This is a genomic window from Porphyromonas sp. oral taxon 278 str. W7784, from assembly GCF_000467855.2.
GTDB lineage: Bacteria > Bacteroidota > Bacteroidia > Bacteroidales > Porphyromonadaceae > Porphyromonas.
The window spans coordinates 18,504-43,626 of sequence record NZ_KI259244.1 but is presented as its reverse complement, the minus strand read 5'-3'; the positions used below and the strand labels follow the sequence as shown (position 1 = coordinate 43,626).

Sequence of the window (25,123 nt, the reverse complement as noted above, 5' to 3'; positions counted from 1 at the left end):
TCGCTAAGCCCGCTGTCGGTCCGAGATAAGGCTTCAGACATCCCGACGCTAAGGCTTTAGGCTATCTGGAACTAATGCTTTAGGTATCCTGATGCCAAGGCTTCTCGGAGCCTCTGGATAAGCCTCCGACAAGCGTGGCGCTAAGCTACAAACCAACGAGCCACCCTAGCTCCTCCCTCAGAGGGAGACAAGCTAGGGTGGCTTACTTTTTAGGGGTAATGAAAGGGCGAGGTCAGTGACACCTAGTGTCGCTGACCTCGCCTAATTCTTTTGTTTAAGTCCTGTCGCTTGGGGGATCGGGTGAGTACTGCGTTAGCCTTTTGAGAAGTGCGCCTTGCTCATCTGCAGGGCATAGCCTCTAGAGGTCGGCTCGTACTGCTTCGGCCATTCGCCTAGCATCGCTTCGGGACGTTACTCTTCACTGCTGGGGGCAGGAGGATATCGTCCCTAGGAGTGAGGCGACGCTACCCCTTCGTCTACTCGCGTATCAGGGGCATCGTGGAGCAACGCAGGAGACCACCCATCTTCGAGATCTCTTGATAGGGGACTTCCTCTACCGTCATCCCCCACTCATCACGCAGGAAGGCATTGAGACGGACAAAGTGCTTGTCGCTGATGAGTGCTTCGGGCGAGAGCGAGACGACATTAGTGCTCATATGGTAAGCTTCTTCGGGGGTGACACCGAAGAGGTTGTCTCGGCCGAAGATCTCTTCCACTAGGGCTATGTCGTGGGCGTTGAGGAAGCCTTCTCTGTAGATGATGGCTCGTCCACGGCTCACCGGCTGGAAGGCACAGTCCAGATGGAGCACAGACTTAGCAGGCTCGTGGTCGTGCTTCCGCAGTTCGATAGGCACAATGCGCTTGTGGGGGAAGCGCTCACGGAAGAAGTCTATGGCGTAGCGGTTCGTACGGGCCGTCTTGAAGCTCGAATAATCTTCCCCGAAGTAAGTGCCGACGAAGAGGATATCATCGTAGAGCAGGATGTCGCCCCCCTCGGTATGTACGGCCTCGGGCAAGCGCTCGATGTGTGCCGGGTCTATCAGCGGGAAGATCGAACTAGCGAAGGCTTCGGTCTCCCGCTCACGGTCGGGGATGAGGTTGGAGATAAAGAGTGTGTCATCGATGGTGAAGGCGACGTCACGGGCGAAGACCTGATTGTAGTCCTGGAGAGGCGCTGGGCGTAGCACCTGGACACCATAGCGGTGGAGCACATCCAGGACGCACTGCATCTCGTGGCGAACATCCTCTTCTCGGGGGAAGATGCCTCGCTGGACAGCTTCGTAGCTCTTAGCGTCGTAAGTCTCTTCGAGGGTAGGTACTGGCCCTAGGCTGTCGGGCAGGCCTAAGACGACGGCTTTCAGTCGAGCCGTCTCATTGGTTACATGGGGAAAGATTCGTTCCATAGGGGAGCAGATGTGATTTCGGATGAACGTAAGTCATCCCTCTATCACAAATATAAGCATTCTCTTTTGCTTTCCGGCTAAGGGAAGGAGGCTTTCTCTTTGAGGGAATACGGGCGGGCTAAAAGCGGGGAAGGTGGTGGGCTTACTGAGGGGATAAGCAGTGGTGGTTTCAGGCGAAGGTGGAAGGCTTGTTAAGCGGGAAACGCCTCCTTCGCTTCGGTGTGAGAAGGACTGAAGCTGAGGCAATTGAGGGGGCGGGGGAAGGCCGAAGCTCCTTTGCCTTGCTTCTACTTGCTCTTTCCTTCGCTTCAGCCTTCGAGGCGTCAAGCTCCCCGTCCTTCAAGGACGAGTGTTGATGCTCTTCGGGGGCTATTGCCCTTTACGAGCATCGACACTCGTCACTTGCCTTGAGGCACTACTGTTACCACCGAGGAGGCGCTACTGCTCCTTCCCCAGAGGCACTACTGTTGCCTCCTAGCACGTGCTATTTCCCCTTTGGAATAAGGGCTAGGAGCGCTTCCTCCAAGAAAGCAATAAGCCTCCGAGGGCATGACCCTCGGAGGCTCGTCTGTGGTGGTATCGAATGGACTTCGGCCTATTCCTCGGGGAAGAGGTCGGAGAGGATCGCCTCAGTCGCTCCTCGCTCCTCGGCAAAGTAGGCCTCGGTACGCGTGCGGAGTGCTTGGCATTCCTCGAGCGAAGAGAAGCGGTCGAGTAGCTGTGCTAGTTCAGCCTGATCGTGGAGGATGAAGCCGGAGGAGCGGGCAACGAGCTCCCGCACTTCCCGGTGCTTGTGGATCTCAGGACCGAAGAAGACAGGGATGCCGTAGACGGCGGCCTCCAGCGTATTGTGCACGCTCTTGCCGAAGCCTCCACCGACGTAGGCCCAAGTGCCGTAGCGGTAGACAGAGGAGAGTAGGCCAAAGCTATCGATGATCAGGCAAGCCGTACCCTCGGGGAGGGGCTGCCCCGCCCGACACTGGGAGAGCCGTACGGCTGGTCGGGTGAACTGAGCCTCGATAGCTCGGAGATGCTCCTCGTGGATCTCATGCGGAGCGAGCACGAGGGTGAAGTCGTCCTTGGCTTGGTTGAAGTACGGGATGAGGATTGCTTCGTCTTCGGGCCAAGTACTTCCTGCGATGAGGAGCCGACCTCGGTCGAGCGCCTTCACCTCTGGTACCTCCTTGGCAGCTCTGGCGATGGCCTCGACACGGTCGAAGCGGGTATCTCCCGTGACACTAACCTCAGTGACACCATGCTGGAGGAGGAGCTCCTCCGAGTGGGTGTCCTGTACGTAGAGGTGACGGAAGAGCTTGAGCAGTCTCAGGTACCAGCCCCCGTACCAGCGGAAGAAGAGCTGGTCTTCTCGGAAGATGGCAGAGATGAGGTAGGTAGGCACTTCCCGTCGGGCAAGCTCCCAGAGCATCGTCGGCCAGAAGTCGTACTTGATGAAGATAGCGACGTCGGGGTGAGCTAGGTGCAGGAAGCGACTCACCGAAGGCTCTCGGTCGGAGGGAAGGTAGACGACGACATCGGCGCCGGCGTAGTCGTGGCGTACCGTGTAGCCTGAGGGGCTGAAGAAGGAGAGCAGGATCTGCCACTCGGGGTGCGCCTCTCGCCAGGCCTCCATCAGCGGGCGTCCTTGCTCGAACTCACCCAGCGAAGAGGCATGGAACCACACGACCCGCCGTCCCTTCTCCAGACGGCGTAGTCGCTCGGGAGTCTCCCTGCGCCCTCGGACGATGAGCCGAGCCTTCTCATTGAAGCAGGCCGCTAGATGTAGCCCTGCCGAAGCGAGTATCCCTGCTAAGCTATATAGAGGATTCATGTAGTGGGTCTCGAGGGGTCTTAGCCCAGGTCTGCTATCGCACGCTCGAGGCGACGAAGCGTCTCGCTACGACCTAGGAGCGCCGTGATGTCGAAGAGGTGTGGCCCCTTTGCTGCCCCGACGAGAGCGAGGCGGAAGCAGTTCATTACCGCTCCAAGACCATAGCCCTTCTCCTCGATCCACGCCTTGACGACAGCCTCGGTAGCTTCGCTGGGGAGCGCCTCGGGCTGGGAGCTAAGCAGTGCCGCTAGTTCGGTGAGCTGAGCAGCGCTGTCTTCCTTCCAGCGCTTCTTGACCGTCTTCTCCTCATAGCTTGTAGGAGCGGTGAAGAAGTACTCGATCTGCTCCTCCAGCTCCACGAGGGTCTGGGCACGCTCCTTCACTAGGGCGACGGCCTGAGCGACATAGCTCTCGTCGTAGGCGATGCCCTTGGCCTCCAGCTGAGGGCGAAGGAGCTCTGCTAGACGCTTGTCATCGGAGACCTGGATGTAGTGGTGGTTGAACCACTTCCCCTTTTCGTAGTCGAACTTCGCTCCGGCCTTACTGCACTTCTCGATGCGGAAGTACTTGATGAGGTCTTCCATCGACATGACTTCTTCGTGCTCGTTGCCAGGGTTCCACCCCAGGAGCGCTACGAAGTTGACCACCGCCTCAGGCAGGTAGCCACTCTCCCGGTAGCCCGAGGATACTTCGCTGGTCTTAGGGTCAACCCAACGGAGGGGAAAGACGGGGAAGCCTAGACGATCGCCGTCTCGCTTGCTCAGCTTACCATTGCCCTCGGGCTTGAGGAGCAGGGCTAGGTGCGCAAAGCGAGGCATGGTGTCTCTCCAGCCGAAGGCTTCGTACAGGAGGACATGGAGCGGTGCACTCGGTAGCCACTCTTCCCCACGGATGACGTGGGAGATCTGCATCAGGTGGTCGTCGACGATATTAGCCAGATGATAGGTGGGCAAGTCGTCAGCGCTCTTGTAGAGTACTTTGTCGTCGAGGACGGAGCTGTTGAAGGACACACGTCCACGTATCATATCGTCGACCTCGACTTCGATGTTCGGGGTGACGAGGAAGCGGACGACATACTGCGTACCCTGTGCTATAAGTGCCTCGACCTCTTCCTTGGGGAGGACGAGGGAGTTGCGCATCGATCCACGGGTAGTAGCATCGTACTGGAAGTTGGGGATCGTCTTGCGCTTCTCCTCCAGCTCTTCGGGTGTGTCGAAGGCGATATAAGCACGCCCAGCATCGAGGAGCTGCTGTACGTACTTGCGGTAGATATCTCTACGTTCGCTCTGGCGGTAGGGGCCACAGTCTCCTCCGTAGCTTACTCCTTCGTCGAAGTGAATACCGAGCCACTGAAGTGCCTCTATGATGTACGCCTCGGCACCAGGCACGAAGCGCTGGCTGTCTGTGTCCTCTATACGGAGGAGGAGTTCACCGCCATGTGCCTTGGCAAACAGGTAGTTATATAGAGCCGTCCGTACGCCTCCGATATGGAGGGCACCCGTGGGGCTGGGGGCAAAGCGAACCCGTACTTTACGATCTGACATGATGGGGTAGGGTATATGAATTATGGTGAAACCTTAGTGATCTTAGTAGCCTCGATCCCGAGGAAGGAGGAGTGTCCAGCCTTCGTGCCCATCGAGGAGGCTCTGGAGCTCTCGCCACATGACCTCCTCGGGAGTCCCTTCCTCTGAGAGGGGGCAAGTAGCGCACTCCAGACGGAGCGTCCCCGAGAGGAAGATCGTCCGCTCGAGCTCAGCGCTGAAGGGAGCTAAGCGATAGCGCCCCGATCCCAGAGACTCGACCAGCACCGAGCGGGCGATATAGCGCCCGAGGCGGAGGTAGTGACTCGCATAGCGAGGTGTGGGAGCTGTATCCATCGGCTAGGGCTAACGTCCGCCTTCGTCCTCGACCTCGGGGGCGGAGGTGAGCTCTTCCTCTGGCGCTTCGTCAGAGGCGGGTGAGGTGACGGGGCTGTGCGAGCCCGAGTAACGGACGACGCTGAAGCTGTCTACGACGAAGACCTTAGACTTCGTGCGGGGAAGGCGTCCCCTGAGGAGCCCGACAGCCGAATGCATCGTCTTCCCCTCGGGGATGGTGATGGAGAGGCGATTGAGTCCCGACTGGAGCGAGCCAAGAGTCTGGACGCTCTGAGTAGAGTCGCTGTAGAGGAGATGGAGCTGCATCGCTAGGCTGCCGGAGGGGAGTCTCCCCTGGGCGCCATGCAGACGCACTAGGAAGCGAAGTTCCGTGCCAGTACTGTAGCCGGAGCTGGGCTCCAGGGTGAAGCTCCGCTCCAGATAGCTCCCTGACGCATGATAGGAGACACTGTCTCTGAGGAGGTTCACCGAGTCTACATTCCCCGAGAGCCAAGCGTTTCGTCGCATCTCGAGGAGCTCGAGGCTATCGGCCCTTCGGCGAAGCTCCTTCTGCTGAGGCGTCAGTGTCGCTGCGGCATACTCGTAGATCTTGCTGTACTCCTCGATCCGATACCGCCCGTACCAGACGAGCGAGCTATCCCAGTCCGCCAGAGTATAGCCGTGGCGACTGAGGATGGCTTGGTAGCCGAGGATACGTAGGCTGTCATCGAGGGAGCGCTGAGCGAAGGCGGCTTCAGCCACGAGCATCTCGGGCATGAGTCGCTGCATCGTCTTTAGGTCGATCTTCTCCCACTTAGCCCTTCGCCCAGAGCAGGCTCCGAGACTCAGGAGAAGCACCAGTAGCGCCATCAGAGAGGCACCAGTAGCGCCTCGGGAGGACTTCCAGTAGTGACACATGAGCGCTAAGCGTAGGGGTGGCTAACGGTCTCCTTCGGACGCTTCATCTTGGTCCGACTTCTGCCCTGGGGAGATGAGCTCTAGAGCCTGGGCGAAGGTATGCCGATAGCACAGCAGGAGAAGCGCTACTCCCACGGAGATGCAGGAGTCAGCGAAGTTGAAGATGGGGCTGAAGAAGATGAAGGGCTCTCCAGCGTAGAAAGGACTCCACTCAGGGTAGGTCGTCTCGATGAGTGGGAAGTAGAGCATGTCGACGACCTTGCCGTGGAGGAAGGAGCCGTAGCCCTCGCCCCAGGGGACGAGCTGTGCTACTGCCCCGTGGCTGGAGGTGAAGATCTCCCCGTAGAAGAGGCAGTCGATGACATTGCCTAGCCCCCCGGCTATCACGAGCCCGAGGGTAAGGCAGAAGCCCAGTGAAAAACGCCCCGTCCGGATCAGTTGCACTAGGTAATAGACCCCAGCCCCCATAGCGATGATGCGGAAGAGGGTCAAGAGGAGCTTGCTCCCGAACGTAATGCCATAGGCCATCCCTTCGTTCTCGACAAAGTAGATCTTGAACCACGAGGTGATCTGGTGCATCTCCCCCTCTACCATCGAGGTCTTGACCCAGATCTTCATCACCTGGTCTATTAGGAGCAGTAGGAGGACGAAGCCTCCAGTGAGGAGCGCTGTCTTAGTGCTTCTTGTCATCAGTCTGTGGACTTGCTTCTTCGCTTGCAGTAGGCTTACTTCTTCTCCTGAAGCTTAGCTTCAATGGAGAGGGTAGCATGGGGGACGGCACGCAGGCGCTCCTTGGGGATGAGCTTACCTGTCTCTCGGCAGATGCCGTAGGTCTTATTCTCGATGCGACGCAGTGCCGCCTGGAGGTTGTGGATGAACTTCAGTAGGCGCTCGGCCATACGACCAGCTTCTCCCTTGGAGAGGGCAGCAGCGCCTTCATGGACAGCTTTAAAGGTAGGCTGGGTGTCGGATACATCGTTGCTTGCACGGTCTGTAGCGCTTTCTCTCAGGAGGTCATAATCGCGAATAGCCTGGTCGAGCTTGTGCAAGATCAAGTCACGGAACTCCTGTAGCTCTTCGTCCGTATAAGAGGTTTTCTGGGTACTCATTGTATAGTAGTCATGTAAGAGTGTAGGGCGGTGTACATCCGCCCTACACCGTGTGATTAGATAGCTTTCTCGATATAAACGGGGACGAGGCGCTCGTCCAGATCCAGCTCCAGCGTCGGGGTGAAGGCGCTCTTCTCCTCGATGGAGACGGCCTGCACTTCCTTAGCAATGTAGGAGCCATATACCGTGAGGACTCGATGGAGTTCCTCGTCTTCGGGCAGGGTGAGGCGTACCTTGTCACTGACCTCGAAGCCCGACTGCTTGCGCAGGTTCTGTATGCGGTTGACCAGCTCACGAGCCATACCTTCGAGACGGAGTTCGTCGGTGATGGTGATGTCGAGCGCTATGGTCAGTGTGCCTTCGTTAGCGACCAGCCAGCCTGGGATATCCTCTGAGTAGATCTCGACGTCATCCCTGAGGATGGTCACGGGGCTACCCTCTACAGTGAGGTCGATCTGCCCTGTACGCTCGATGGTAGCGATCTGCTCTTGGGACAGCTCTGCTACTACCGCTGCGATCGACTTCATGATCTTGCCATAGCGGGGGCCGAGCTTCTTGAAGTCGGGCTTGATACGCTTGACGAGGATGCCTTCGCCGTCGGTGACGAACTGGAGTTCCTTGAGGTTCACCTCACTGAGGATCAGCGGTACGACGGGCAGGATAGCCTGGTGATCCTCTTCACTTGTCACAGGGATCATGAGGCGTTGCAGAGGCTGACGGACCTTGATGTTCACCTTACGTCTCAGGGCAAGGACCATAGAGCAGATACTCTGTGCCAGGTGCATACTCCGCTCCAGAGGCTCGTTGATCTCACTACGGTCCGCCTGGGGGAAGTCCGCCAGATGCACTGAGTACTCGGTAGCGTTTGTCCCACGGCTTACGAGGTCTCGGTAGAGCTGGTCGGCGTAGAAGGGCGCTATAGGTGCCATGAGCTTAGCCACGGTGACTAGACAGCGGTAGAGCGTCTGGTAGGCAGAGAGCTTATCTGTAGTCATCTCCCCGGCCCAGAAGCGGCGACGGGAGAGACGCACGTACCAGTTGCTCAGCTGCTCCGAGACAAAGTCCCCGATAGCACGAGCAGCACGAGTAGGCTCGTAGTCCTCTAGGTCGCTGTCGACCTCCAGTATGAGGCTGTTGAGGGTAGAGAGGATCCAGCGGTCGATCTCTGGTCGCTCCTTGTAGGGGATCTCTTCGCTTGCCGTTGGGTCGAAAGCATCGAGGTTGGCATAGAGGGCGAAGAACTGATAGGTATTGTAGAGCGTAGCGAAGAACTTACGACGTACCTCGTCGATGCCCTCGACGTCGAACTTGAGATTGTCCCAAGGTGACGAGTTGCTGATCATGTACCAGCGCAGGGGATCGGAGCCATACTTCTGTATGGTCTCGAAGGGATCGACAGCGTTGCCAAGGCGCTTGCTCATCTTGTTCCCGTTCTTATCCAGCACAAGGCCGTTAGAGATGACTGCCTTGAAGCTGTTGGTGCCTCGTACCATCGTGGCGATGGCATGAAGCGTGAAGAACCATCCTCGTGTCTGGTCTACCCCCTCGGCGATGAAGTCTGCTGGGAAGGCACGACCACTATCGAGGAGCTCCTTATTCTCGAAGGGGTAGTGTAGCTGAGCGAACGGCATAGCTCCCGAGTCGAACCACACGTCGATCAGGTCCGTCTCACGGTACATCGGCTTACCCGAGGGCGAGACTAGGATGATATCATCTACATAGGGACGGTGAAGATCGATCTTGTCATAATTCTCCTTGGTGTAGAGCCCAGGGGTGAAGTCCTTCCAAGGGTTCTCCTTCATCAGCCCTGCGCTGACGGACTCTTCGATAGCTTGGTAGAGCTCTTCGACGGATGATATACACAGCTCTTCACGACCGTCCTCGGTGCGCCAGATGGGCAGTGGTGTCCCCCAGTAGCGACTACGGGAGAGGTTCCAGTCCTGTAGGTTCTCCAGCCACTTACCGAAGCGTCCTGTGCCGGTGCTCTCAGGCTTCCAATTGATCGTATCGTTCAGGCGCATCATCTCCTCACGACAGGCGGTGGTGCGGATGAACCAGCTGTCGAGCGGATAGTACAGTACAGGCTTGTCGGTACGCCAGCAGTGGGGGTAGGAGTGGACGTACTTCTCTATCTTGAAGGCACGACCCTCCTGCTTGAGCTGCATAGCTATTGTTACGTCGAGGGTCTCATCTGCCTCGGTGAGGCTATCGTCGTAAGCGTTCTTCACGTAGCGACCTGCATAGGCTTGGTATAGCTCCGTATCGACGAAGTCCTTGACGAAGCTAGGGTCTAAGTCCTCCAGACGGAAGAGGCGACCCGTCATGTCGACCATAGGACGAAGGTTGCCATCCTTATCTAGGACGGTGAGCCCAGCGATACCGCTTGCCTTGGCGACCTTGTTGTCGTCCGCCCCGAAGGTAGGGGCTATATGTACGATCCCCGTACCGTCGACGGTGGTGACGAAGTCCCCTGCGATGACACGGAAAGCATCACCGTCGGGGCGCATCCAGGGCAGGAGCTGCTCGTAGCGCATGCCCACGAGTTCCTTCCCCTTCCATTCGGCGACGACGAGGTAAGGGAGCTTCTTGTCTCCAGGTTGATATGCCTCGAGGGCTTCCTGGCCTTCGTGGTCCTTACTGAAGAGGGTGTGCAGGAGTGCACGGGCCACGACAGCTGTGATGGGGCTTCCGGTGTAGGGGTTGAAGGAGCGGACAGCCACGTAGTCGATCTCAGGGCCGACACAGAGGGCGGTGTTCGAGGGGAGCGTCCAAGGAGTGGTCGTCCAAGCGAGGAAGACGGGGTCGCCGTGCCCAAGGAGTTCGGCACGAGGCTCGAGGATACGGAACTGTGCCACACAGGTCGTATCCTTGACATCTCTATAGCAGCCGGGCTGGTTGAGCTCGTGGGTGCTCAGCCCCGTCCCTGCGGCAGGGGAGTAGGGCTGGATAGTGTAGCCCTTGTAGAGCAGTCCCTTCTTGTAGATCTGGCTGAGCAGATACCACAGGGTCTCTATATAGCTGTTGTCGTAGGTGATATAGGGGTGCTTCATGTCCACCCAGTACCCCATGAGGCGAGTGAGCTGCTCCCACTCGTGGGTGTACTTCATCACCTCACGGCGACAGGCAGCGTTGTATTCGTCGACGCTGATCTTCTTGCCGATGTCCTCCTTGGTGATACCGAGGGCTTTCTCGACACCGAGCTCTACAGGCAGACCATGAGTATCCCAGCCGGCCTTGCGGTCGACACGGAAGCCCTTCATCGTCTTGTACCGACAGAAGATATCCTTGATCGAGCGTGCCATGACGTGGTGAATACCTGGCATCCCATTAGCGGAGGGAGGGCCTTCGTAGAAGACGAATGAGGGTGCTCCTTCACGCAGGGCAAGGCTACGGGCGAAGAGGTCTTCCTCCTGCCATTGGTCTAGGACCTTCTGATTGATTCCCGAGAGCTGAAGGCTATCGTATTCAGGGAACTTGTGGCTCATACAGCGTACCTATCTTATATATTCGTATCAAGGGGGAGGCGATGAAGGGCACCGAATACTCCACCCTCAATTTAGTTCAAAAAACGGTACAAAGATACATTTTTACCCCCTATGTTTGTCCCTCAGCCTCAGAGCCGTCCGAAGTTCAGTCCCTATCCCTCATCCCCCTACTTCAAGATACCGCTTGGGGAGCGCCTTCCGAGGGGTGATTTTGCAACCTACGGTAAGATCGTCGAAAAAACCTACTGTAGGTCGTCGAGACGACCTACCGTGGGTCGGTCAGGCGACCTACCGTAGGTTTTTTTCGCCCCCTCCCCTGAGAGGCGCCGAGAGCCCGCTAGTAGCGCCTTTTGGCTAACTTTGTACCACGACCTCCAAAACTCAAATTCTATCTAGATGATTGCTTACCTCCGAGGTGCCTATACCGAACTGACTCCCACCGCCGTGCTCGTCGAGTGTGCCGGCGTGGGCTATGCCGTGGCTATCTCCCTGACGACCTATACCGCCCTGACGGGGCAGAAAGAGGGCAAGATCCTCATCACCGAGGTGATCCGTGAGGATGCTCACCTGCTCTACGGCTTTGCGACCCGTGCCGAGCAGGAGCTCTTCCGCCACCTGATGACCGTCTCGGGTGTCGGGCCCAATACGGCACGGATCATCCTCAGTTCGTACCCCCCACATGAGCTGAATAGCATCATCACGCTGGGGCAGATCGAGCCCCTCAAGGCTATTAAGGGCATTGGCCTCAAGACTGCTCAGCGCATCCTCGTTGACCTGAGGGGGAAGCTCCCTCCGCTCGAGGAAACGGGCGACGTCACGACGGCGCTCCCGACCTCGACGACCCGAGGCCGTGTACAGCCTCTCGATACAGCTACGCCCGACGAAGCAGTGAGCGCTCTGAAGATGCTCGGCTACCCTGAGGCGGCCGCACTCAAGGTCGTCCGTCAGCTCATAGCCTCAGACCCCACGATCCGGGTCGAGGACTTGATCAAGCAGAGCCTCAAGCTCCTTTAGAAGCCGTGGGCAAGGGAGGCGTGCACACCAGGCTAGGGGTCTGGGTGGGGAGTCTGCTCCTCGCTCTGTCCTTCGCCTCACCACTCCTTGCTCAGAGGCTCCACGCTCCCTCCCTCACCGACTCCGTGGGGCTAAGCGCTTCGCCCCTAGAGACCCGCTTCGTCTATGACCCTCGTACGGGGCTCTACCTTCGGACTACCTTCGTTGGGGGCAAACCCCTAGGGACGCCCATCCCTTATACCTATGCTGAATACCTACGCTACCAAGAGCTTCGAGGGCAGAGTCGCTACTGGGATCAGCTCTATACCATAAATAAAGAGGCGGGGGAAGGTAGGCGCCTTGCCTCCCTCGGCCCTCGGGAGGAGCGAGGGATCGGCGCCCGTCTCTTCGGCCCGGGAGGACTGAAGCTCCGCCTGCAGGGCACGGCAGAGCTCTCGGCAGGCCTCAAGTCTACCCGCTCGGACAATCCCGCACTCCCCCAGCGGGCTCGCAGGCACACCTTCTTCGACTTCGACGAGAAGATCCAGGCCGGAGTACAGGCTTCGCTCGGGACGAAGCTACACTTCGACATGAACTACAACACCGCTTCGACCTTTGACTTCGATGCGAAGAGGCTCCGCCTGACCTTCGAGGGGGGCGAAGACGATATCATCAAGCTGATCGAGGCGGGACAAGTGTCTCTCAATCCGAAGAATACCCTTGTCAGTGGCGGAGGAGCACTCTTTGGTGTCCACACGAAGCTCCAGCTAGGTCGCCTCGAGGCAGACCTGGTGGTCAGCCAGCAGCGCACCGAGAGCCGCCGAGCTACGAGTAGGGGGGGGGAGCAGACGGAGCAGTTTGAGTTCTCGGCGTCGAACTACGATGCTCACCGACACTTCTTCCTGGGAGACTTCTTCCGAAGGCAATATGACCGAGCCCTCAGCACCCTGCCTTATGTCCGCTCCTCCGTACAGATCACTCGGCTGGAGGTGTGGGTGACGAACCGAAGGGGGCGCTTCGATGATGCCCGAGACCTATTAGCGCTCGTGGATCTGGGGGAGCCCCGTAGAGTGCACAACGGAGGTATACGTCTTGCCTCCCCTCAGCGCCCTGTCCCCGAGAACAATGCCAATAGCCTCTACCAGGAGTTGAGTGCGCTACCAAGCCTCAGGCAGAGCGCTGGGATCACCACAGGGATCACTGCCTTCTCCGGAGGAGTACACCCGCTACGTCCAGCCCTTGACTACGAGAAGATCGAGAGCGCTCGACGCTTAGCCTCTACCGACTATACCCTGAATAGTGCCCTCGGGTACATCAGCCTCTCCGCCCCCCTTGCCTCTGATGAAGTCCTTGCCGTAGCCTATGAGTTCACCTACGAAGGCAAGGTGTATCGGGTGGGCGAATTCTCCTCTGATCGCCCCGACGCAGCTTCGTCGGTCCTCTTCGTCAAGCTCCTCAAAGGGACGGACATGACCCCCGTAGCTCCCGCCTGGTCGCTGATGATGCGCAATGTCTATCGCCTCGGTGCTGGCGTGCGGGATGTACAAGCACAGGGCTTCAAGCTCGAGGTACTCTACCGAGACGACGCTGTGGGTAGAGCTCTACCTTATCTACCTGAAGGTCCGCTCAAGGGCAAGCCTCTCCTCTCGGTGCTTGGACTGGATCGTCTGGACAGCCACCAAGAGCAGCGTGCCGATGGACGCTTTGACTTCGTCGAAGGCTATACCATACGCTCAAGTGAAGGGCTTCTCTTCTTCCCCACCGTCGAGCCCTTCGGTGCGACACTTGCCGAAGCCTTGGGCTCGGGCTCGTGGCAGGCTCGCTATGCCTTCCCTGAGCTCTATAGCTCTACCCTCATCGAAGCCACGAAGCACACCGAGAAGAACAAGTACTACCTCCGAGGGCAGTACAGGGCTACTTCCGCTGGGGAGATCTCGCTCGGGACGGTGAATGTCACCCCTGGATCCGTGCGGGTCACCGCTGGTGGTACGCTCCTGACAGAAGGCTCCGACTACAGCGTCGACTACCTCGCTGGGAAGGTGAAGATACTGAACCAGCAACTCCTCTCCACCCGTACACCCATTGATGTCAGCCTGCAGGGTGGGGCAGGAGCGAACCTGCAGCGTAAGACGATGATCGGTGTAGACCTCGGCTACAGCTTCACTAAGGACTTCCGCCTGGGAGCGACGCTGATGCACCTCTCCGAGCTCCCTCTCTCGACGAAGGTAGCCCTAGGAGAGGAGAGCATGAAGAACACCATGTGGGGAGCTAGCCTCAGCTATCAGACCAAGTCCCCAGCACTGACACGTCTACTGAATAAGCTTCCCTTCCTCGACCTCAGCCAGCCTGCTTCCTTCAGCCTCGCAGCAGAGGTAGCTCAGCTCCTGCCGGGACACTACGAGAATCGCTATACCCGTGGTAATAGCTACCTAGATGACTTTGAGTCCTCTCGGAGCTCCATTGATCTCCTGAGTCCCTTTGGCTGGCACCTTGCTTCGACGCCCCAGTCGCTCTTCCCCGAAGGTGCTACTGCGACGGACTACCTTCGCTATGGGGAGCGAAGGGCACGTCTAGCTTGGTTCACCATCGATCCGCTCTTTACCCGAGAGCGGAGTGCCTATACCCCCGCCTACATACGCAATAGTCCTGATCTGGTGAGCCGACACCTAGTGCGTGAGATCCCTTCGTCGGAGCTTTACCCCTACAAGGATATCAATGTCAGTCAGCCGAGCTACCTGCCGACGCTCTCGCTGAGCTACTACCCCGAGGAGCTCGGCCCCTATAACCTCAATGCCGCCTCGCTACTACCGACGGGACGGATCCAAGACCCTAGACGAAGCTGGGGCGGTATCATGCGTAGGATCGATCAAGCAGACTTCGAAGCAGCGAACATTGAGTACATCGAGTTCTGGCTCATGGATCCTTTCGCCGACGAACTATCGAGGGAAGGACTTCGGGGGGGCGACTTGTTCATCAACCTCGGCGATATATCTGAAGACATCCTACGAGACGGGAAGAAGTTCTACGAGAACGGTCTTCCCCTGACGCCCTCTGCGGGAGCGGTGGAGGAGACGCCCTGGGGGCGAGTCCCTCGAAGGCCTAGTGTAGGCTATTCGTTCGACAACGCTGCAGGGGCTCGGGAGAAGCAGGATGTCGGCCTCAACGGACTATCGACCGAGGAGGAGAAGCGCCACCCGAGCTATTCGGCCTTCGTCAGTGCGCTTACGGCTCGATTAGCACCGGAGACTCGGGCACGTTGGCAGGCTGATCCCTTCAGCCCGCTTAATGATCCAGCGGGGGACGACTACCACCACTATCGGGGGGCGGACTACGATGCTGCCCAGCTCCCGATACTGGAGCGCTACAAGCGGTACAACGGTACCGAAGGCAATTCCTCAGAGCAGACAGGAGGCGACGGCTATAGTCTGGCCTCCACCGTCAGCCCTGATGTCGAGGATGTGAATGGCGACTATAGTCTCAATGAGCTCAACCGCTACCTCGAGTACAGGATCTCGCTTCGTCCCGAGGACCTCAAGGCGGGACGCAACTTCATCGTCAGTGAGCGTCGGGTGGAGGCACGCCTGAGGAATGGGAAGACTTCCCCTGTGACGTGGTACCAGTTCAAAGTACCTCTCCGCTCCTTCTCCGCCCGTGTCGGGGGTGGGGCAGACCTGAGGAGTGTCCGCTTCATGCGCCTCTACCTCACCGACTTCGACAGGGAGACCCAGCTCCGCTTTGGCTCGCTCCGTCTGGTGCGGGGCGACTGGCGTGTCTACGAGGGTGGGCTTGATGAGACGAGCCCAGCACCCTCGCCCGAGACCGAGCTCTCCGTATCGTCGGTCAATATCGAGGAGCACGCTGACCGCACCCCCGTAAGCTATGTCGTCCCCCCGGGGGTGTCCCGTAGCCTCGATGCCGAGGGCGGGCAAAGTCTCCAGCAGAATGAACAGGCGCTCTCCCTTCGGATCACCTCGCTCCCCTCAGGAGACGCCCGTGCTGTCTATCGCCTAGTACAGTACGACCTCAGACGCTACCGCAGGCTTCAGCTCTTCGCCCATGCCGAGGAGCTTCTGGGGGATCTCGCTGGGGTGAAGGATGGCGACTTCACGCTCTTCGTTCGCCTGGGATCAGATGCGACGCAGCACTACTACGAGTATTCCCTCCCCCTCGTCCTCACACCCGCAGGACGCTACAGCACGAATAGCCCCAGTGACCGCACCCGTGTCTGGCCAACGGAGAATTACCTAGATCTAGCCCTCGACAAGCTCGTCTCCCTCAAGCGGGAGCGCAATACCGCCTTGGCCCTTGGTGGCGGGGGCGCTTCCCTCTACCGCCTCTTCTCCCGCCCCGACGCTGACGATCCTCAGAGGAAGCTCTCGGTGCTGGGCAATCCCTCGCTCTCCAACGTGCGCACCCTCCTCATCGGCGTGCGCAATAGCTCGGGCGTGACCCGCAGTGTCGAGGTCTGGGTCAACGAGCTCCGTGTCGGTGACTACCACGAAGAGTCGGGCTGGGCAGGACAGGTGCAGTCGACCCTCCAGCTAGCTGAACTCGGTACGGCGAGCCTCAGAGCTCAGTACATGTCAGCAGGCTTCGGGGCGATCGATGTGCCTCTCTCTGGGCGGACGATGGAGAGTCGTCGCTCGGTACACTTCTCCTCGAATGCAGAGCTGGGGCAGCTCCTTCCCTCCCAGGCTAAGGTCAGTCTTCCCCTCTACTACTCGCTCTCGGACGAAGTCCTCACGCCCGAGTACAATCCGCTCGACGAAGACGTGCGTCTCTCCGACGCCCTACGCTCGCTCCCGAGGCGGGAGCAGCGGGATTCGCTCCGAGCTCGCACCATCACCCATCGCCGAAGCCAAGGCCTAGCGATCTCCAATGCTTCCCTAGGTATCCGCTCTCGGACACCTATGCCCTACGACCCGGCGAACCTATCGTTCTCCTACGAGCGGAATACCTCCCTCGACGAGACCCCCGACATCGAGTACAGCCGTCATCTAGACTGGCAGGCCTCGGTGCGCTACGACTACGCCCCCACCTTCCGCCCCCTCACTCCCTTCGGACGGATACAAGGGAAGAGTCCGTGGGCAAGCTGGCTCCGCGGGTGGAGCTTCACCCCGTGGCCTGCCCGCCTACATCTAGAGACCTCGATGCTCCGGCGCTATGACGAGGAGCAGATGCGTAGCCTCGGGGGAGCGCTGGAGGGCGAGCGTCTGCCAGCGACCTTCGCCCAGCAGTTCCTCTGGCACCGCAAGCTCAGCCTCACCTGGTCGCCGACTACGTCGCTCACCCTCACCTACGCCTCGGGCACCGATGCTCGTATCGAGGAGCCTCATCGGCAGGTAAACCGAGCGCTCAACCCCGATGGCTGGCGCATCTGGCAGGACTCCGTCAGGCGTAGTATCCGTGAGGGAGGCACGCCCGTGCACTACGGGCAGAATGCGAGCCTCACCTACCAGCTCCCTACTGCCCTCATCGCCCCGCTCTCGTTCGTGACCTCCCAGCTCACCTACAGCAGTGCCTATACCTGGGATCGTGGCGCTCGGGTGCCAGACGTGGCGCTCCCCGTGGCGCACAGCCTCTCCAGCCAGGGGAGCCTCGAGTCTACCTCCCAGCTCCAGCTGAGGCAGCTCTACCAGAAGAACCCCTATCTGGCCCGTCTGGAGAGGAAGTTCGCCAGCACCCCCTCAGCCTCGCTCTCGTCCTCGAAGAAGAAGGGCTCCCGTCCTCGCCCTGAGCCTTGGGGCGAGGAGGCTCTTGACCGGCTCGTCTATACCCTCCTGATGGTGAAGGATCTGGCGCTGACCTATCGGGATACGAGGAGCACGATCCTCGGAGGCTTCCTCCCCTCGGTACGTGCCGTGGGAGGGCAGGGGCGTTCGCGTGGGATGCTTTCTCCAGGGCTGGCCTTTGCCTTTGGCCTGAGTGATGTGGACTTCATCGACAGGCTCGCCGAGCGAGGAGATCTCCTGATGACGACGGAGCATCTCACCCCAGGCGTCTTCACCGAGACCCGTACTATCGATGTGAGGGCGACACTTCAGCCGCTTAGGGATCTCTCCATCACCCTCTCGGCTAACCATACCCGTACCGACCGCACCGAGGTACAATATATGTATCCGGGGCGCCCTCGGCTCTACGGCGGAGACTTCACGATGACGACTATCGGTCTGAGGGGCTTCTTCGCCCCCTTGCGTGCTACGGAGGGCTATGCCTCGGCCTCGTTTGACCGTTTCCTCTCGGCTCGCTCTGAGATCGCCGAGCGCCAGCGTCGTAGCTTCGGCTCGCTAGGGGGGGCGACTCTGGAGGAGAATGCTCCCGCTGTCCTCATACCCGCCTTCCGTATGGCCTACACCCAAGCAAGCGACGCCTCCAGCGTCAGTCTCCGAGCCCTGCCCTCGCTACTGGGGATGCTCCCGAACTGGGCCGTCAGCTACACGGGGCTCTCCCGCCTGCCTGCCCTCAAGAAGTACTTCCGCTCCGTGACCCTCCGACATATCTATCGGGCGACCTACACCGTGGGCGACTTCTCCTCCTTCACCGGCTGGCAGGGCTCCGATCCCGAGGGGCTTGGTCTCGTGGAGACTCCTGCTTCGGATGGCTCTTCCCCCGCCTCCTCCCGCCTCAGCTACGCCTATGATATCCCTTCGGTAGCCCTGCAGGAGAGCTTCTTCCCCCTAGCGGGACTCGACCTCATCTGGCATAATGGTCTCGGGATGTCCGCCCAGTGGCGCCGTAGCCGAGGCCTCGTGCTCAACCTCCCGGCCTCCAGCCTCATCGAATCCTCTTCCAATGAGTTCACCCTCGGGCTGAACTATAAGATCGCCGACCTCGCTCAACTCCTTCGTCCTCAGCCCCGCCGTCGTCGTCGGAACACGAAGCCCAGCGAAGCCACCACCAGCGCCCGAGGTCTGACCCTGAGAGGTGAATACAGCTACCGCCGTACCCTGACCCTCATCCGCAGGATCCAGGAGGGCTATGCGCAGGCTACGGCGGGCCTCGTAGACCAGCGCCTCAGGCTCAGTGCTGAGTACGACCTGAGTCGCCTACTCGGGCTAAGCGCTTACTACGAGTACAGCCGCAATGTGCCTCTAGTGAGCACCTACTCCTTCCCCATAGCTACCACTTCCTTCGGCGTCTCGCTCCGGATCAGCCTCACCAATTAATCCCAACTAGTGGCGCTACTGCTCCCTCTCCCGAGGCACTACTGGTGCCCCGAGGAAGGGACTACTAGTGCCTCTCGGGTGGTGAAAATACCGCTCCGAGAGAGGCCTCCTAGAGCCTCAAGAAAAGGGGATATTTCTCTGACCAAAAAATCGCTACTTTTGCTTCAGAGATACCTCTCTTCTAAGATCTACACCTCGCATACTATCTAGTACTTCCACCCTATGAGACGACTCCTACTTACTCTGGCCTTCCTCCTCTTGAGCTTCGGGAGTTACGCTCAGCGCCTCGCTTCGGTCTTCGTCGAAGGGACGCTCCTTATGAGCCCCGATCGCACGCCCCTCGCTGGCCTCATCGTGACCCTATCTCCGACGGATCAGTCTAATCCATCCTCCCCCTACCAAGCCTTGACGAGCGACGGGGGCTACTTCTCCCTCTACGCTCCCGAGGGGAACTATCGCATCGAGGTCTCCTACCAAGGGCTTCGTCGAGTCGTCCGCTCCGTGCTGACCCTCGAGGGGAAGCCCGTGAAGCTCGAACCGATCCTCTTTGATCTGACGAAGGAGCTCCCAGGGGTCGAGGTCAAGGCGCCCGCCCTGCAGGTGCACTATGAGGGCACTAACCAAGTCTTCACGCCAAGCTCGCTCGCTCCAGCCAAGGGAGGGAACCTCCTCGACGGACTTTGCTTCATCCCCGGCGTCCAGCTACGAGGGGATGACCAACTCGTGCTCTACGGCTTCTCCGACCTGCTCGTCTATGTCGACGGTCGCCACTTGCGCATGAGCCGAGAGGAGCTGCGCACCTACCTCCAGTCCATCCCGCTCGACGAACTAGCTTCGGTCAAACTGATACGTGAGCCCAACGGACGCTATGGAGGCCTCACCTCCCCCATCCTCGATATTCGCCTGAGACGCTCGGGGTCTTTGGGTCTGCAGGGCTATAGCTATGGAGAGCTGGTCACACGGCGCAGTCTCTCCTGGCTCCTAGGCTCACGCCTGACCTACACCGAGGGCAAGACCCAGACGTACCTATCCTATCAGCTCTCGGAGAAGCGGAGCGAAGAGACCACCACGCTCTTCGAGAAAGTGAAGGATAGCCTCCTACTTCGTCCTCGGCGCACCCACCGCTTCACCCTCGGGACGAACATCCAGCTCTCCCCCGCCAGCACCCTCGGGGCAAGTCTCATCGGGACACTGGCGAAGGAGCACCTCCAGAACGGCTGGCAGAGTACCAGCGACACCCGTACCGAGAGCCTCTACGGCACGCTCTGGCATGACTGGCGCACCGAAGGCCTCACCCTCAGACTCATGCTCGAGGGGAGCTACGCATCGCTGAGTCAGGAGCGCCTCGTGCGAGCCGAATCGGTGCGCTACGCCGATACCAAGCGCTCGGGGCAGGTAGGGCTCGATGCTTCGGTGCCCCTGGGGAGCCTCTGGAGGCTTGACCTCGGTGCTCAGGGCTATGGGCTGAGCTATCGAGGCTCCTCGCCCCGAGGTGACCTCCACTACGAGCTCTCCGAGTCCAGCCTCAGGGGCTATCTAGAGCTGAGCTACCGGACACGACCCTTCTTCGCTCGCCTCGGCCTTGCGCTCCAGAGGGACGAGCAGAGCCGAAAGCAAGAGCAGTGGAAGCTCAAGCACCCCGACGCTTCACGTGAGGAGACCCACCTCCTGCCCTATGCTTCGCTCCGCTATCACCTCGGGCGCTATCAGGACCTGACCCTTGGGATGAGCTCGAGCTACCAACGCCCCGCCTTCAGGGATGTCGTCGGGGGAAGCCATCGGACGACCGAGTCCATCGCCCGAGAGGCTAACCTCAATCTACGTACCTCGTACACCTACCTCCTTCGTCTAGCCTACACCTATCGAGAGGCAGCTCTACTAGAGCTCTCCTACTCCGATACCCAGCGCCCCATCGTCGACCGCATCATGCTCCCCATAGGCGGACCTATGGTCGTGGGGCTACAGGGTGTCAACCTCGACTACTCTCGCTATCTACGTCTTCTCCTGAGCCTACCGCTACCGCTCATCCAGTCGAAAGAGCTTAAGTGGTATGCTACGACTTATCTAGCAGGACAGCGACAGTGGGACCGAGGGTACCTCGACGGAGTCCTCTATAGCAAGGCCTTCACGGCAGGCTATCTCCGGCATACCCATGACCTTGATCTCCCCGGGAACTGGCACCTACAGCTAGGAGTGACGGCCTATAGCTCCCTCTACTACGGCCTCTTCGAGATGAGCCCCCAGTGGTGGACGGAGGCATCGGTGAGTCGACGCTTGGGCTCCTGGCGTCTGAGCCTCTCTGCCTACGACCTCTTCAATACGAATGTGGCTCGGGGTGACTATCGGGGCTACCCCTATGCGTTCAGTTTCTCCAGAGAGTGGTATAGCCCACGCATAGCCCTCGGTATCTCCTACAGCTGGGGCCGTCGGGCGACTAAGACCCGTCAGGGCAGAGAGCGCCGCCTCACCGACGAGCGCCTCGGCTCAGGTGCTAGTGAAGGCCTGCGTACCGAGCGCTAGGGAGGCTCACTGAGGCGAGTGTACTTCACGTAGTGCCGAGCTCCCGAGCTCTAGGAGAGTGGGGGAGAATAGCTACCTTTATGACGGTTGAATACATCTAATAAAAGCATGACCACAGACGCTACTCCTCTCACCCCGTTGCGCAAAGGGATCGCTGGAGTCCAGTACCTCTTCGTCGCCTTCGGGGCTACCGTCCTCGTCCCCCTGCTCGTAGGGCTCGACCCCTCGACAGCCCTCTTCTCCGCCGGTGTCGGCACCCTCATCTTCCATCTGGTGACTAAGGGCAAAGTGCCTATCTTCCTCGGGAGTAGCTTCGCCTTCATAGCACCGATCATCAGTGCCACTGAGCTCTATGGGCTCAGTGGTGCACTCTTTGGATGCCTCGGGGTGAGCGCCGTGTACCTCGTGATGTCGCTACTGATACGTCTCTTCGGTCTGCGCTTCATCTCCCGCCTCTTCCCCCCTGTAGTCATCGGGCCGATCATCATGCTCATAGGCCTGTCGCTCTCGGGCTCAGCCGTCAAGATGGCCCAGTCTAACTGGCTCCTAGCAGTGGTCTCCCTCTCCACGGCTATCATCGTCACCCTCTATGCCCGAGGCATAGCACGGCTCATCCCGATCTTCCTGGGGATCATCATCGGCTATATCGCTGACCTCCTCTTCTTCGAAGTGGATCTCGCTCCCATCGCCTCTGCTCCTTGGTTCTCGCTTCCTCAGGTGACGCTCCCCGAGACCTTCTCGTGGCAACCCATCCTCTTCATGATCCCCGTGGCCATCGCACCCGTGATCGAGCATATCGGGGACGTGTATGTCGTGAATAATGTTGCTGGTAAGAACTTCGTGAAGGAGCCAGGCCTGCATCGGACGATGCTGGGGGATGGCCTCGCCTGCCTCTTCGCTTCTCTCGTCGGCGGACCTCCCGTGACGACCTACTCCGAGGTCACAGGGGCCATGTCTCTGACGAAGATCACCGACCCCGCCGTCTTCCGCATAGCGGCGGTGACGGGGATCATCTTCTCCCTCGTGGGGAAGGTCAGTGCTCTCCTCAGGAGCATAGACCAAGCGATCCTCGGGGGGATCATGCTTCTCCTCTTCGGCACGATCGCTGGTGCTGGGATCTCCAGCCTACTACAGAGTCGGGTCAATCTAGCCTCCTCCCGCAACATCGTCATCATCTCCGTCACCCTCACCACGGGCATAGGCGGGGCTGTCCTCTCTTTCGGCTCCTTCTCCCTCTCGGGTATCGGGCTCTCGGCGCTCATAGCCGTCCTTCTCAACCTCCTTCTCCCCGAGCGTGCCGAGGATAAGCAGGGTACTTCCACCTCCGAGCACATACACTAAATTCGCTCCTCTCACATGCGTAAGCTTTATCTCCTTGCCCTTACCGCCCTCGTGGCGCTGGTAGGCCTTCGTGCACAGAATGTCCAGCTCCACTACGACTTCGGCCGCTCGCTCTATAGCACCGACGAGCCTCAGCGCCCCCGTCTGACCACCACAGTAGAGCTCTTCCGTCCCGACAGCTGGGGCAGTACCTTCTTCTTCGTAGATATGGACTACCGACGCGAGGGAGTCACGTCGGCTTACTGGGAGATCTCTCGGGAGTTTAGCCTCGGGAAGACGCCCCTCTCGCTACACGTCGAGTACAACGGCGGACTAAGCAATCAGTTCTCCTACAAGAATGCCTATCTGGCTGGTCTTACCTATGCTTGGAATCAGGCGGACTACTCGGCGGGTATCACCTTCACCCCCATGTACAAGTATCTGGCTAGGCAGGATCGTCCCCACTCCTTCCAACTGACGACGACCTGGTACCTGCACTTTGCCGGAGGACGGGTTTCCTTCCAAGGCTTTGCCGATCTCTGGGGGGACCGCCACCTCGTCACCGGTAAGAACAACCTCATCTTCATCACGGAGCCTCAGCTGTGGCTCAACTTGAACAAGTTCGCTGGCATCGACCCTAAGTTCAACCTGAGTATAGGCACAGAGTGGGAGATCAGCAGTAACTTCGCCGTCCTGGACAAAACGGTCGTCAACCCGACGCTCGCCCTGAAGTGGACCTTCTAGACTAAGGGCTGCACTCCATCCAGACCGAGGGCTCTACCTCACCGCATCTAAGGAGCATGCTCTCCTGAGCTAAGGGTTTTTCCCTTAGCTGAACTAGGCTTTCCCCCTTACCCTATCTAGGGGCTTCGCTCCCCATCCTTCACCTCATATTCCATCCACGTATCACTCTTCACATGCAAGCACTCTACCGCCTAGTGGGCTTTGATCCCTCTCGGCACAAGCTTCGTACGGAGCTTCTCGCAGGGGTCACGACCTTCCTGACGATGAGCTACATCTTAGCGGTCAACCCCGACATCCTCAGTACTACCGGCATGGACAAGGGAGCCGTCTTCACCGCTACCGCCCTAGCGTCTGCTGTCGGGACGCTCCTTATAGCCTTCCTAGCGAAGCTTCCCTTTGCTCAGGCTCCGAGCATGGGTATCAACGCCTTCTTCGCCTTTACGCTCGTCATGGGGATGGGCTATAGCTGGCAGGCCGCTCTCTCTGCGGTCTTCGTCGAGGGGATCATCTTCATCCTCCTGACGGCCTTCAACATCCGTGAGCAGATCGTCCGCTGTATCCCGAAGAACCTGCGCTTCGCTATCTCGGCGGGGATTGGCTTCTTCATCGCCTTCATAGGACTAAAGAACGCTGGGGTGATCGTGGCTAATGAAGCCACCTTCGTTGCCCTCGGTGCTTTCACCCCCGTCTCTATTCTTGCCGTCATCGGGATCATACTGAGTGGGGTGCTGATGACCCTAAGGGTCCGTGGAGCGCTCTTCTATAGTATCATCGCCTGCACGCTGGTGGGCATTCCCCTGGGTGTCACTCAGATCCCCGACAGCTTCGTGCCTGTATCTCTGCCCCGATCACTAGCGCCGACCTTCCTGCAGTTCGACTTCAAGGCGCTCCTGAATATGGATATGGCGCTGACGATCTTCGCCCTGGTCTTCATGGATATCTTCAATACCGTCGGCACGCTCATAGGCGCAGCGGCCAAGACGGAGATGATGGACTCCGAGGGCAATGTCAAGAATATCAAGCAGGCGATGATGGCAGATGCTTTGGCTACCTCTATTGGTGCTGTCTGTGGGACGTCTACCGTGACGACCTTCGTCGAGAGCAGTGCGGGGATCGCCGAAGGTGGGCGTACGGGTCTGACGGCACTCTCTACGGCGGTGCTCTTCCTCCTGGCCCTCTTCTTCGCTCCGCTCTTCCTCTTGATCCCCTCGGCAGCCACCACGGGTGCTTTGGTGCTCGTCGGGGTGCTGATGCTTAGTTCGATCCAGGACATCGACCTCATGGATATCTCCGAAGCCCTGCCGAGCTTCATCACGGTGCTGACGATGGTCCTCACCTACAACATCGCCGAAGGGATGGCTCTTGGCCTGATCTCCTACACGCTGGTCAAGCTCCTGAGCGGGCAGTATCGTCAGGTCTCCATCACCCTCTATATCGTCTCGACGCTCCTCGTGCTCCGCTACATCCTAGCGCTGTAGTTCGCCCGTAGAGCTTCGCTCAAGTCACAAGCCCCCTCACCCTGTCCCTTCGTCTGGGATAGCGTGAGGGGGCTTCCTATTATATTATGGTGTAGCCTCCTTGTGTATATGGTGTAGCGCCCTTCCCGTCCCCAAGATTTCTGAGGGCTAGGAGTAAGGCTTCCGAGCCCGGACTATTTGAGGGTTGAAGGTGGCCAGCCAAGCCCCTCTAGATTCGTCCCTCTGAAGGAGCCCAAATGGGATCTACGGTAGGTCGTCCTTGCGACCTACCGTAGGTCGGTCGACCGACCCACAGTAGGTTTT

14 protein-coding genes are annotated in these 25,123 nt (G+C 59.2%); 6 read left to right on the top strand and 8 right to left on the bottom strand.

Features of this window, described 5'->3' with window-relative positions; translation table 11 throughout:
- Window positions 1-476: 476 nt before the first annotated feature.
- The 8 genes from HMPREF1556_RS05985 to ileS all read right to left on the bottom strand — a co-directional run bounded on the left by HMPREF1556_RS05985 (window position 477) and on the right by ileS (window position 10,599).
- Entirely contained in the window at window positions 477-1,403 is a 927-nt protein-coding gene (locus HMPREF1556_RS05985) for a dimethylarginine dimethylaminohydrolase family protein (RefSeq protein ID WP_021667459.1), read from the bottom strand.
- A 595-nt stretch (window positions 1,404-1,998) separates the two neighbouring features.
- Window positions 1,999-3,231 (bottom strand): 3-deoxy-D-manno-octulosonic acid transferase, encoded by a 1,233-nt coding sequence (locus tag HMPREF1556_RS05980; protein ID WP_021667456.1) that lies wholly within the window; start codon window positions 3,229-3,231, stop codon window positions 1,999-2,001.
- Between the two features lie 20 nt (window positions 3,232-3,251).
- Window positions 3,252-4,775 carry a glutamate--tRNA ligase gene (gene gltX / locus HMPREF1556_RS05975; protein WP_021667455.1) on the bottom strand — a complete coding sequence of 508 codons (1,524 nt, stop codon included), beginning with the start codon at window positions 4,773-4,775 and terminating at the stop codon, window positions 3,252-3,254.
- Between the two features lie 42 nt (window positions 4,776-4,817).
- On the bottom strand, window positions 4,818-5,108 hold the full coding sequence (locus HMPREF1556_RS05970; RefSeq protein WP_021667454.1) for a hypothetical protein: 291 nt from the start codon (window positions 5,106-5,108) through the stop codon (window positions 4,818-4,820).
- Window positions 5,109-5,117: 9 nt separating this feature from the next.
- Window positions 5,118-6,005: a DUF4296 domain-containing protein gene (locus HMPREF1556_RS05965; protein WP_044125324.1), complete on the bottom strand. Its 888-nt coding sequence runs from the start codon at window positions 6,003-6,005 to the stop codon at window positions 5,118-5,120.
- Between the two features lie 21 nt (window positions 6,006-6,026).
- Window positions 6,027-6,695: a lipoprotein signal peptidase gene (locus tag HMPREF1556_RS05960; RefSeq protein WP_021667452.1), complete on the bottom strand. Its 669-nt coding sequence runs from the start codon at window positions 6,693-6,695 to the stop codon at window positions 6,027-6,029.
- A 35-nt stretch (window positions 6,696-6,730) separates the two neighbouring features.
- Window positions 6,731-7,114: a TraR/DksA C4-type zinc finger protein gene (locus HMPREF1556_RS05955; protein ID WP_021667451.1), complete on the bottom strand. Its 384-nt coding sequence runs from the start codon at window positions 7,112-7,114 to the stop codon at window positions 6,731-6,733.
- Between the two features lie 56 nt (window positions 7,115-7,170).
- Window positions 7,171-10,599 carry an isoleucine--tRNA ligase gene (ileS, locus tag HMPREF1556_RS05950; protein ID WP_021667450.1) on the bottom strand — a complete coding sequence of 1,143 codons (3,429 nt, stop codon included), beginning with the start codon at window positions 10,597-10,599 and terminating at the stop codon, window positions 7,171-7,173.
- A 396-nt stretch (window positions 10,600-10,995) separates the two neighbouring features.
- On the opposite strand from ileS, the gene ruvA reads away from it, so the two are divergent.
- The 6 genes from ruvA to HMPREF1556_RS05920 all read left to right on the top strand — a co-directional run bounded on the left by ruvA (window position 10,996) and on the right by HMPREF1556_RS05920 (window position 24,820).
- A complete protein-coding gene (gene ruvA / locus HMPREF1556_RS05945) occupies window positions 10,996-11,613 on the top strand; it encodes a Holliday junction branch migration protein RuvA (RefSeq protein WP_021667448.1) in 618 nt (205 codons plus the stop codon).
- Window positions 11,614-11,633: 20 nt separating this feature from the next.
- Window positions 11,634-18,758, top strand: coding sequence for a cell surface protein SprA (gene sprA, locus HMPREF1556_RS05940; protein WP_232299043.1), 7,125 nt, complete (start codon window positions 11,634-11,636; stop codon window positions 18,756-18,758).
- A 222-nt stretch (window positions 18,759-18,980) separates the two neighbouring features.
- A complete protein-coding gene (locus HMPREF1556_RS05935) occupies window positions 18,981-21,278 on the top strand; it encodes a TonB-dependent receptor (RefSeq protein ID WP_021667446.1) in 2,298 nt (765 codons plus the stop codon).
- Window positions 21,279-21,386: 108 nt separating this feature from the next.
- Window positions 21,387-22,619, top strand: coding sequence for a uracil-xanthine permease family protein (locus HMPREF1556_RS05930; RefSeq protein ID WP_021667445.1), 1,233 nt, complete (start codon window positions 21,387-21,389; stop codon window positions 22,617-22,619).
- Window positions 22,620-22,634: 15 nt separating this feature from the next.
- The gene (locus HMPREF1556_RS05925; protein WP_021667444.1) at window positions 22,635-23,342 is read left to right on the top strand and encodes a DUF5020 family protein; all 708 of its coding nucleotides are present in this window, start codon (window positions 22,635-22,637) and stop codon (window positions 23,340-23,342) included.
- Between the two features lie 173 nt (window positions 23,343-23,515).
- Window positions 23,516-24,820 carry an NCS2 family permease gene (locus tag HMPREF1556_RS05920; protein WP_021667443.1) on the top strand — a complete coding sequence of 435 codons (1,305 nt, stop codon included), beginning with the start codon at window positions 23,516-23,518 and terminating at the stop codon, window positions 24,818-24,820.
- Window positions 24,821-25,123 lie beyond the last annotated feature (303 nt).